Annotated in this window: 8 protein-coding genes; 4 read left to right on the top strand and 4 right to left on the bottom strand. The window is 68.9% G+C overall.

From position 1 onward, the window contains the following. Positions 1 to 52 precede the first annotated feature (52 nt). Both WAX14_RS23605 and WAX14_RS23600 read right to left on the bottom strand, forming a co-directional pair. The gene (locus WAX14_RS23605) at positions 53 to 2185 is read right to left on the bottom strand and encodes a VanW family protein (protein WP_422630469.1); all 2133 of its coding nucleotides are present in this window, start codon (positions 2183 to 2185) and stop codon (positions 53 to 55) included. A 984-nt stretch (positions 2186 to 3169) separates the two neighbouring features. Then, the gene (locus tag WAX14_RS23600) at positions 3170 to 4492 is read right to left on the bottom strand and encodes an acetyl-CoA C-acetyltransferase (RefSeq protein ID WP_422630468.1); all 1323 of its coding nucleotides are present in this window, start codon (positions 4490 to 4492) and stop codon (positions 3170 to 3172) included. Positions 4493 to 4600: 108 nt separating this feature from the next. Between WAX14_RS23600 and WAX14_RS23595 the strand changes: the two genes are divergently transcribed. Both WAX14_RS23595 and WAX14_RS23590 read left to right on the top strand, forming a co-directional pair. Then, positions 4601 to 5947, top strand: coding sequence for a 3-oxoacyl-ACP reductase (locus WAX14_RS23595; protein ID WP_422630467.1), 1347 nt, complete (start codon positions 4601 to 4603; stop codon positions 5945 to 5947). Beyond that, positions 5948 to 6805: a MaoC family dehydratase gene (locus tag WAX14_RS23590; RefSeq protein WP_422630466.1), complete on the top strand. Its 858-nt coding sequence runs from the start codon at positions 5948 to 5950 to the stop codon at positions 6803 to 6805. Between the two features lie 99 nt (positions 6806 to 6904). On the opposite strand, the gene WAX14_RS23585 is transcribed toward WAX14_RS23590, so the two are convergent. Then, positions 6905 to 7513 (bottom strand): TetR/AcrR family transcriptional regulator, encoded by a 609-nt coding sequence (locus tag WAX14_RS23585; protein ID WP_422630465.1) that lies wholly within the window; start codon positions 7511 to 7513, stop codon positions 6905 to 6907. Between the two features lie 100 nt (positions 7514 to 7613). Next, on the bottom strand, positions 7614 to 8795 hold the full coding sequence (locus tag WAX14_RS23580; protein ID WP_422630464.1) for a glycoside hydrolase family 3 N-terminal domain-containing protein: 1182 nt from the start codon (positions 8793 to 8795) through the stop codon (positions 7614 to 7616). 114 nt (positions 8796 to 8909) lie between these two features. On the opposite strand from WAX14_RS23580, the gene WAX14_RS23575 reads away from it, so the two are divergent. Both WAX14_RS23575 and WAX14_RS23570 read left to right on the top strand, forming a co-directional pair. After that, positions 8910 to 9377, top strand: a complete 468-nt coding sequence (locus tag WAX14_RS23575; RefSeq protein ID WP_422630463.1) for a universal stress protein — start codon at positions 8910 to 8912, stop codon at positions 9375 to 9377. 41 nt (positions 9378 to 9418) lie between these two features. After that, on the top strand, positions 9419 to 9949 hold a 531-nt coding region (locus tag WAX14_RS23570), incomplete at its 3' end, for a chorismate-binding protein (RefSeq protein ID WP_422630462.1).

Here is a 9949-nt window from a genome sequence, read left to right as displayed (position 1 = left end):
GGATTACGGTGGGGGCCACTACTGTTCGTTCACCGAAGGCGGGAGGAGAACGCTACTCGTCCGCTGCCGCGGCATCGGGCACCGTCGCCACGGTCGTCGTCGCGGCCGGCGTTTCGGCTTCCGGCGTTTCGGCTTCCGGCGCTTCGGCTTCCGGTGTCGGGACACTGGATGTCGTCGGAACGACGCTCGGCGCCGGCCGGGCACTCGTCGTCGGTGCCGAACCGGATGCCACGGTGCTTTCCGGTGTGCGGTCGTCGTCCTCGCCCGGCTTGCTCTCCGGTTCGACGCACTCGACGATCGGCACCGGATCGTACTTCACTGTGCGCGTCGAGCGCGAAACCTGCTGTCCCGAAGAAACATCCGTGATGATGCGCGTGTTGCTGACGGTGAATCCCTGCCCGCCACCCGATGCGATGCAGGCGTCGCCGGCGGGGAGCGTGATCGTGTTCGGCGAGGTGAACGAGGTGCGCTCACCGGTCACCGACTGCACATCGACCGTCTTCGTTCCCCAGATACGGACCGTGATGTCCGAGTTCGTTCCGATCGTCTCGATGAGCACACCCGTGTCGAACGGATTGCGGAACTGCAGGTCGATCGACCCTTCGAAGACGGTGGCTTCACGCGCCTCCGGGTAGCGCGAGATGAAGTAGCTGTGCTCGGTGTGCGCGACATCCTCCATGCCCGCGAAGTAGGTCGCGTTGTAGAGGGTCGTCGCGAGTTGGCTGATGCCGCCGCCGACTGCCATTCCGGGACGTCCGGCTTCGATGATGCCGGATTCGACGTACCCCTCTGCCGACCCGCGCGGACCGGTGTGTCCGTTGAGCGAGAACGTCTCTCCCGGCTTGACGAGCGCGCCGTCGATCTCGGAGGCGGCCAGGCGGATGTTCACACCCGATGCGTACGAGAAGCCACCGGTGTTGAACTCACCGATGACCTCACGGATGCCGAGCTTCTCGGCGGCCTCGGTGGTGAGGGCGGGTTCCGCCGGGACGTACACCGCCGGGACGGTGCGGTCACCGGACGAGGCCAGCAGTTGCGGCAGCGTCTCCAAGGTCTTGACCCAGTCGACGAGCTCACCCTTGATGCTCGGCACGACGGTCGGCGCGGACCCCTCGATGACGACCCGCGCGTCCTTCGGTTCCACTTCGGTCGCCGCGAGCTGCGGCCGCAGGAAATCGACGACGACCTCCGAGTGGTACTCGGGGTTCAATCCACCGTCGCCGTCCGGCACGAACGACAGGATCGTGCCGATCCGGTCGCGGGGCAGCGTCGCCACGGTGTCGTCGTGGCCCTCGACCTGCACATCGGACTCCACCGCGGGAATCGCGATATCGCGCAGCGCCCGCTCGACGGCATCGGCCGTCACGGTCACCTCGATGGTGTCCACCGGGAGCGCGACGTCGCCGAACGCCCAGCGTTCGCTGAACATGTCCGCCGCGACGGCCAGGTCGAGGTCTTGCCCGGGTTGCGGGGACACCGCGACCGGGGTCGCACCTTCGAAGACGATGGTGCCTTCGCGGGGCGCACGTTCGGTGCTCGCGCGCACGCCTTCGAGTGCGCTCGCCAGCGCCGCGTCGTCGCGTGTCGAGACGACACCGATCTCGTCGCTACCGAAGAACGATGCGATGCGCGTGAACGGGTTCAGCGGCTGCGATCCGATGCGGTCGAGCGTGTGCGCCCAGTCGACGTCGAGTCCGGCCTGCGACGGAACGATCTCGGCAACGGTGTCACCCGCCGTCACCTCGACCGGCTGTCCGGCGCGGTCGCCGAGATCGGCACGCAGCAGCGACTCTGCGTCGTCGACCGACTTGCCACCGATTTCGATACCGGCGACGGTCACCCCGCGCGGGACGTTGCCCGATGTGACCGCGAGGTCGAGGCCGTAGAGGACCGCCAGGGCTGCCGCGACCCCGCCACCGGCCAGTGCGATCTTCCGCCACGGCGGACCCGCGGGTGGGGGCGTACCCGGGTCCGGGGTAGGACCGGCGGGCGGAACAGGAGGCGGGGCGGCGGGCGGGGTGCCTGCCGGGACGGTGGGCGGAGCCGATTCGGCCACGACGACCGGGACGATCTCGGTCGGCGCGTCGAGGTCAGCACCCTCCCGCAGCGCGACGGTGGGATCGGCGGGCGGGACTCGCCTGAGCGACGACAGATCGATCGCGACGGTCGGCGCAGCGTCGTCGATTTCGGCCGGAGCCGGGTCGTCTGCTGGTGCGGTGTCGTCTGCTGGTGCGGTGTCGTCCGCCGGTGCGGTGTCGTCCGCCGGTGCGGTGTCGCCGGACGCAGCAGTATCGCCGGACGCAGCAGTGTCATCGGACGGGGCGGTGGCATCGGACGGGGCGGTGTCGGCAGGTTCCTGCTCGACCGGGACGTCGCCGGCCGGGCTCTCTTCGGCTTGCGCTGCCGCCTCGGGCGATTCGGCGGCGGGCGAATCCGCGTCTGCGTCTGCGACGACAGGCGACGCCGGGTTCTGGGGTGCGGCCGGCTCGTCGACCGGCTTGGCGAAGAGCGAGTTGGTCCCGGCATTCGGCACGACCGGGACAGCCGTGGTGGGCATCTCCCAGGGCTTCACCGTGCCGTGAGCAGGCGCTGTCGACCGCGCCGGAGGCGGTGTGTCGACCGCATCGTCCTCGCCGGTCTGCGGTGCATCCGGGGCGTCACGCAGCGGTGACATGGAGACGAATCGGTCGGTCGACGGCGGTGCCGATTCCGAGTCTGCGGCGACTGTCTCGCCGGCGACTGTCTCGGCGGCGACTGTCTCGGCGGCGACTGTCTCGGCGGCTGCGCTCTCGCCGGCGGGCTTCTCTGCCGCAGCATCGTCCGATGCTTCACCGGAGACTGCATCACCGGAGACGTCCGGCGTCGGCTGCGCGTCCGGCTCGGTAGGGGGAACCGCACCGCTCGTATCGTTGCGGTCCTCGGCACCGTTGTTACCGCTCACCCGTGTCCCTCCGACTGTGGGCGCCCCCGGCCGGGCGCACCTCGTGATCCAGACTAATTGTCAGGTCGGGTGGACACCGATTCGAGTCGGCCGCAACTGCCTCGGGAACAGAAACGACCCCGCACCGCTGCCAGGTCGGGGGTCAGGCAGCAATGCGGGGTCGCTTGGTCTATCGGCCCCGACGTCCGGGTGTTACAGACCTGCCGGAATTTTTTTCGTGGGTTCCGCTCACGCCTCGAGAATCGCGGTGACACCCTGCCCACCGGCAGCGCAGATGGAGATCAGGCCGCGTGCGGGCTTGCCCGTCTCGGCCTTCTTCTCGTGCAGCATCTTGGCGAGCGACGCGACGATCCGCCCTCCGGTCGCGGCGAACGGGTGCCCGGCCGCGAGCGACGATCCGTTGACGTTGAGCTTGCTCCGGTCGATCGAGCCGAGCGGCGCGTCGAGGCCGAGCTTGCCCTTGCAGTACTCCTCGGATTCGAAGGCCTGCAGGGTCGCGAGCACGACGGACGCGAACGCCTCGTGGATCTCGTAGAAGTCGAAGTCCTGCAGGGTGAGCTTGTTGCGCTTCAGCAGGCGCGGAATCGCGTAGGTGGGGGCCATGAGCAGGCCGTCGCCACCGTGAACGTAGTCGACCGCGGCGGTCTCCGAGTCCACGAGGTACGCGAGCACGGGCAGGTTGCGGGCCGCGGCCCATTCCTCGGTGGACAGCAGCGCGGCGGACGCGCCGTCGGTGAGCGGTGTGGAGTTGCCCGCCGTCATGGTGGCGTCGCCGAGTTTCGTGCCGAAGACCGGCTTCAGGGTCGAGAGTTTGTCGACCGACGAGCCGGGACGGAGGTTGTCGTCCCGGGTGAGACCGAGGAACGGGGTGACGAGGTCGTCGAAGAACCCGCGATCATAGGCAGCGGCCATGTTGCGGTGGCTCGCGGCGGCCAGTTCGTCCTGGTCGGCACGTGCGATCCCGAATTCCTTCGCGGTGATCGCGGCATGGTCGCCCATCGACAGCCCGGTGCGGGGTTCGCCGTTGCGGGGGATCTCGATGCCGAGCATCGACGGACGCACATTGCCGAGGAGCTTGATGCGGTCGCCGGTCGTGCGCGCCCGGTTCAGCGACAGCAGAAACTCGCGCAGCTGGTTGTTGACGCCGATGGGGGCATCGGAGGTGGTGTCGACGCCGCCGCCGATACCCGAGTCGATCCGGCCGGCCGCAATGGCGTCGCCGACGGAGATGATCGACTGCAGGCCGGTGCCGCACGCCTGCTGGAGGTCCCAGGCGGCGGTGTAGGGGCTCAGGGCGCTGCCGAGTACGCATTCACGGATCAGGTTGAAGTCGCGGCTGTGCTTGAGGACTGCGCCGCCGACCACGGCGCCGAGTTGCTCACCCTGGAGGTTGAACCGGCTGACCAGGCCGTCGAGGGTCGCGGTGAACATGTCCTGGTTCGAGGCGCGGGCGTACTTGCGGTCGGACCGGGCGAACGGGATGCGGTTGCCGCCGAGCACCGCGACGCGGCGCGACGAGCGCGAAGTGGTGGAACGGGTTTTCGTGGTCACGTGGTCGTCTCCCGGTGTGCTGGTGGATGCGAACTCTGGCTACTATTCTTACTCACGAGTAAGTTATTGTCGACACCGCATGACTTCCGAACCAGAGAAGGTGGAATCGTGGCCGAAACCAAGGGTGCGCCCAAGCTCTACGCCCAGTTCATCACGTCCGCACCCGGGGCTTTCCTCGCCAAGCAGTTCGGGTTGCCGCAGCCGGAGAAGCTCCGCCGCTACCAGCCCGGCCAGCCGGCGCTGGCCGGGCCGGTACTGCTCGGAGGCACCGGACGGCTCGTCGAACCGATCCGTACCCTGCTGACCGACTACGTCTTCGCCGATCCCACCGAGAAGAATTTCGGCGCGCTCGTGTTCGACGCGACCGGGATCACCGACACCGTCGGCCTCGAGCAGTTGTTCGCGTTCTTCCAGCCCGCCGTCAAGAACCTCGGCCCGAGCGGCCGCGTCGTGGTTCTCGGCACTACACCGGAAGAAGCCGCGTCCGTCGACGAGCGCATCGCCCAGCGCGCCCTCGAGGGCTTCACCCGCAGCGTCGCCAAGGAACTGCGTCGCGGCGCGACCGCACAACTCGTGTACGTCGCACCGGATGCCTCCGCAGGCCTGTCCGGTGTCGAATCCACCCTCCGCTTCCTGCTCTCGGCCAAGTCCGCGTTCGTCGACGGCCAGGTCGTGCGTGTCGGCGCAGGCGCGGCCACCGCACCCGCGTCGTGGGACAAGCCGCTCGCGGGCAAGGTCGCCGTCGTGACCGGTGCCGCACGCGGTATCGGCGCGACGATCGCCGAGGTCCTCTCCCGCGACGGCGCGACCGTCGTCGCCGCCGACATCCCCGCCGCGGGTGACGCACTGTCGCAGACCGCGAACGCGGTCGGTGGCACATCCCTCGCGCTCGACGTGACCGCCGCCGACGCCGGCGAGAAGCTCGCGGCACATCTGCTCGAGCGCCACGGCGGCGCCGACATCATCGTGCACAACGCCGGCATCACCCGCGACAAGCTGCTCGCCAACATGGACGAGGGCCGCTGGAATTCGGTGATGGCGGTCAACCTGATCGCTCCGCAGAAAATCACCGACGTGCTCGTCGCCAAGGGCGCCCTCAAGGAAGGCGGCCGCGTGATCGACGTGTCGTCGATCGCCGGAATCGCCGGCAACCGCGGCCAGACCAACTACGGCGCCTCCAAGGCCGGGGTCATCGGTCTCGTGCAGGCCACCGCGCCGGTGCTGGCCGAGAAGAACATCACCATCAACGCGGTCGCCCCCGGCTTCATCGAGACCGCGATGACCGCCGCGGTCCCGCTCGCGACCCGTGAGGGCGGCCGTCTGATCAGTTCGCTGAACCAGGGCGGCGAGACCGTCGACGTCGCCGAGACCGTCGCGTGGTTCGCCAACCCCGCCTCCAGCGCCGTCACCGGCCAGGTCGTGCGTGTGTGCGGCCAGTCCATGCTGGGGGCGTAGATGGCCGTCATCGAACTCGACTCGGTACCGTCGATCCTCGACGTCTACTCCCGAGCGGTGATCTCCGCGCTGCCCGTCGTCGGGGCGTCCGGCACGTCGCTGCCCGACGACACGCTGCTGCTGCGCGGCGTGCGCGTCGTTCAGGACAACCTCGCCGAGTACGCGAAGGTGTGCGGGCTGCGGTTCAGCGACACACTGCCGTTGACCTACCCGTTCACGCTCACCTTTCCCGTCGTGATGAAGCTGATGGTGTCCAAGGGATTTCCGTTCGCAGCGATGGGCTCGGTGCACGCGGAGAACGTGATCGAACAGTTCCGGCCGATCTCCGTGACCGAGCCGCTGGACATCCGCGTGCACGCGACGGATCTGCGCGAGCACCGCAAGGGTCTGCTCGTCGACGTCGTCACCGAGATCTCGGTGGGTCGTGAACAGGTGTGGCGGCAGACGTCGACGTTCCTGCACCAGCAGCGCACCTCGCTGTCGGGCACGCCCAAACCGGAATCGGCACCCGAGGAGATCCCGGCGGTGCCGACCTCGACCCTGCGGGTGGACCAGGCGACGATCGACCGGTATGCGGCTGTCTCCGGCGACCGCAACCCGATCCACATCTCCACGCTGGGCGCCAAGGCGTTCGGCTTCCCGCGCGCCATCGCGCACGGCATGTGGAGCGCCGCGGCGACACTGCGTGCCGTCGAGGGGCGCATCCCGGACTCGGTGACCTATGCCGTGCGGTTCGGCAAGCCGGTGCTGCTGCCTGCGACGGTGAACCTGTACGCGCAGCGCGTCACGGACGGGTGGGACCTGTCCCTACGGCATCCGAGCAAGCAGTACCCGCACCTGAGCGCCACGCTGCGCTGAGATCGGGGATTGCCGCACCGACTTCGGGCGGTCCGGGACGCGATGGGGGCGTCCCGGACCGCCCGATCCACGTTTCCCAGGTATCGGCGCGAGGCCGGGTCAGCCGGGAAGTTCGTTGCGCTTGCGGCCGGCGAGGCCACGCCACGCCAGATTCTCGAGCAGGTCGGCGGCCTTGGCGACATCGATCTCTCCGCCTGCGATACGGTCGGCCACCGCCTCACCCGCACCGACCAACGCGACCGCCATGATGGTGAAGTCCATGTCCTCGTCGGGCTCACGCGTACTCGATTCGAGCAGGTGCGCGGTCAGTTCGATCAGCCGGTCGCGGCTGCCGCGCACCTGGCTCGCGAACGCCTGCTGAGCGAGCGCCTGACGATAGAGCACCATCCACGAGTGGCGATGCTCGTCGACGAACCCGAGGAACGACTCGAGCGCGACCCGCAGCTGGGCGCGCGGCGGCAAGGTGGGATCGCCCGCCGGAGTCAGCGCCTCGACGAACCGTTGCCCCTCCCTGCCGACACACGCGGCGAACAGCTCGTCCTTCGAGCCGTAGTACAGATACAACATCGGCTTGGAGATCGACGCCCGCGCGGCGATCGCATCCATCGACGTCTCGTGGAACCCGTTCTCGGAGAACACCTCCACGGCGGCATCGAGCATCTGCTGTTCCCGCACCGCTCGAGGCAGTCGCTTGGTACCGCCGGCCATGTGCCCTCCATACTGCTCAGGTCTCGCTCCTTACCCTAGAGTAGGGAACGTCGACGGGTCCGGCGGATTCCGAATGCCAGGACATCCGATTGTCAGGACATCAGCAGGTGAGCGCGCCCTTGGCCCGCACCACCGTGCGCACCGCGTCGTCGACCCGCGCGGCAGGCAACGTCCCCGACTGCACCGACTGCTCGAGATGATCGAGCACCTCGGGCACCTGATCGGTGGTCAACCACAGTGCCTGGTCGACACCGGCGATCAACGCGGCCGTCACCGCCTCGGCGATGCCGTAGTTGTCGGTGATCGCGCGCATCCCGGACAGATCGTCGGTGAAGATCACCCCGTCGAACGGCGGCGCACCGTAACCGGTGCCGTCCCGCAGCAACCGGACGGCCGCAGGGCTGATGCTCGCCGGAAGTCCGTCGGTCAGGCCGGGCACGTCGAGGTGGCCGAGCATCACGGCCACACCGGAGTCGACGAGCTCGCGATAGGGCACCAGATCGCTGCGCTGCAGTTGATCGAGCGGCGGCGCGACCACCGCACCGGTATGCGAATCACCCGACGCCGAGCCGTGGCCCGGGAAGTGCTTGAGCACGGGGAGAATTCCGGCATCACGCAGGCCTTGCGCGTATGCGCCCGCGTACTGCACGACGACCTGCGGATCGTCGGAGAAGGAACGATCACCGATCACATCGTCGTCGGGCCGGTCGGTCACGTCGACATCCGGCGCGAAATCCACGGTGATACCCAGATCGCGCAGTTCACGGCCACGCTCGAGCGCCATCGCATACGTCTGCTCGACGGTCATCGTCTCCGCCGTGACCCGCGCCGACGGATCCGGCCCGAGGAGATCACCGACCCGGGAGACCCGGCCCCCCTCCTCGTCGATCGTCACCATCAACGGCAACGGGCTCTGCGCGGCGACCTGGGGGATCTCCCGGTTCGACAGCATCGCCATATCGGTCCAGCTCCCGACGAAAATCCCGCCGATCTGCTCCGCCTGCACGATCGCGAGGGCATCGTCGGTGCCGGTGACCCCGACGTTGAGCAACTGCGCGAGCTTCTGCCGCAACGTCAGCGACGCGAGGAGTTCGTCACCGCACACCGGCACGGGCGCGGGCGCCGACGCGGTCGCGGTGGAGGAGGTCGCGGGAGCAACCGCCGGAACGGACACGGACTCGCTGCCGGAGGTGGCCGAGACGCCGGGCGAATCGTTCCCGCCGCAACCGACCGCCGCGGTCGCGGCGGCGAGCACGACGACAAGGCTGTGACGGATACGCATGGACGTCGACGGTAGCCGACCATCGCACAGTCGACTCCCACCGCCCGGCTCCCACCGCCCGCCCCGACCGGTAGTCTCACCTCGAGCAGCCGGTTCGAACCAGGGGGGTGTGCGATGCCCGCAGATCTGATTCTCATTGCCTACGACGGCTCCGAGAACTCCAAGCGCGCCGTCGAATACGCGGGACGGTTCCTCCAATCGTGCCGTGCGGTCATCGTCACCGCCTGGGAACCCATGATGCGTCAGGCCGCGCGGATGTCCGGACTGTCCGGCGTGATGCAACCCGAATGGGTGCCCGACGAGGACGGTGAGGACGTCGCGCTCACCGACGCCAAGGTCACCAACTCCGAAGGCCTCGACCTGGCCCGCTCGGCGGGATTGGACGCCGAAGGCCGCACCATCGAGATCGTCAACGCCGTGTGGTCCTCGATCATCGAGGCGGCCGACGAACTCGACGTCGACATCATCGTCACCGGGACGCGCGGCACCACCGGCCTGCGGTCGCTGCTGCAGTCGTCGGTGGCCGACCATGTGCTGCGCCACAGCCACCGGCCGGTGCTGATCGTGCCGCCGGGACGTTAGACACACCACGTCCCGGAGCGGGCGATATCGTCGAGCACATCATGGACGGTTTCCTGCTCTCGCGCGCCGATCGCACCCTCCGCACCACCGGAATCCGACGCCTCTACGACACTGTCGCCTCGGCGTCGCGGGCCTTGCACCGCGACGAGGCCGATCTCGTCGTCGGCGCCCTGCCCTTCGACCCGGAACGTCCACCTGCGCTGATGCAGCCCGAGGAGATCGTCGTCACCGACGGGCCGTGGCACCCGCCCGCGGGCCTCGGCGCACTGCCACCGGTGCGGATGCTCGCGCAGAACCCGCAGCCCCGCGTCCACGTCGCGCGGGTCCGAGCACTGATCGACCGAATCGAACTCGGCGAATTCGGCAAGGTCGTCGCGGCGCGATCGGTGTCGCTCGACTCCGACGAACCCCTCGAACCGCTCGCCGTCGCCGCCCGCCTGGTCGACCGGTACCCCACCGCAGCGACGTACGCGGTGGACCTCAGCGCCGCCGGCGAACGCTACTGGGGGCACACGCTCGTCGGCGCGACCCCCGAGGTGCTGGTGAGCCGGCGCGGCAGCACCGTCACGTGC

Source organism: Rhodococcus sp. (in: high G+C Gram-positive bacteria), from assembly GCF_049299235.1.
GTDB lineage: Bacteria > Actinomycetota > Actinomycetes > Mycobacteriales > Mycobacteriaceae > Rhodococcus.
This window is presented reverse-complemented; position numbering and strand designations above follow the sequence as displayed.

Coding starts and splice junctions, on each gene's coding strand:
- WAX14_RS23590 (WP_422630466.1), top strand. CDS start 5,948: ATGGCCGTCATCGAACTCGACTCGGTACCGTCGATCCTCGACGTCTAC.
- WAX14_RS23585 (WP_422630465.1), bottom strand. CDS start 7,513: ATGGCCGGCGGTACCAAGCGACTGCCTCGAGCGGTGCGGGAACAGCAG.
- WAX14_RS23580 (WP_422630464.1), bottom strand. CDS start 8,795: ATGCGTATCCGTCACAGCCTTGTCGTCGTGCTCGCCGCCGCGACCGCG.
- WAX14_RS23575 (WP_422630463.1), top strand. CDS start 8,910: ATGCCCGCAGATCTGATTCTCATTGCCTACGACGGCTCCGAGAACTCC.